Below are 810 nucleotides of genomic sequence, written 5' to 3'. Positions count from 1 at the left end.
GGCGGTACGAGCTGTCGCTTGGGCCACGAACAGCTCGACCAGCCTAAGTTGGTCTTTTTTTCTTATCCGACAACGACTTATCGCCATTTCGCATCCTAGATCGAATCCTTATCTAGGACAGCCCCAAATATTTTGCTGTTGCTGTGCGTCGGCTCGCACTCGCGAAGGCAATCGAAGACCCGAAGGGCGGCGCGCAGGGATGCGCGCCGTTTTTCATCGGGACAGGGATGTCCCGTATGAAAAAGCTCTGCGTATGCATCGTTCGTGCCGGCCTTTGATTCAAAGAAAAGCATTTTTCTTTTGGTTATCTTTCTTTTGTTGCTTTAGACAAAAGAAAGTAACCCGCCGCTTTAGTGGCGGAAGCTTTTGGCGTTTGATCCTGATCTTGATCTTGCTTGATAGATGCCCCGCAAGACCGTCGCAACGATGTCGCGGCTTGCGCCGCTCCTACCCAAACGGGTTACGGCTGGCATCGGCGCGAGATTGAGGCGTCTTCGTCGCAGCTTCAAGGGTAGGAGCGACGCAAGTCGCGACCACGTTCTCTTGGCCTCCGGCGCCCCCCCTCAAGCAAGTGCAGAGCTTCCGTCCGCTGACGCGGCCGGGTTACTTTCTTTTGCTGGCCCAAAAGAAAGCTAACCAAAGAAAAGGCCTTCCTTGCAAAGGCACAAGCCCGCACGATCGATGCCGACGCAGGGATGCTCCAGACAGGCCATCCATGGCCTGCTTGCGCACGGCCCGCATCCATGCGGGCCGCCCTACGGGTCTTCTCTTGACCGGCAAAGCGGCAAAGCGGCAAAACGGCAAAACGGC

It is taken from the genome of Lysobacter sp. CA196 (assembly GCF_052078695.1).
In the GTDB taxonomy this organism is placed as follows: domain Bacteria; phylum Pseudomonadota; class Gammaproteobacteria; order Xanthomonadales; family Xanthomonadaceae; genus Lysobacter.
This window is presented reverse-complemented; position numbering follows the sequence as displayed.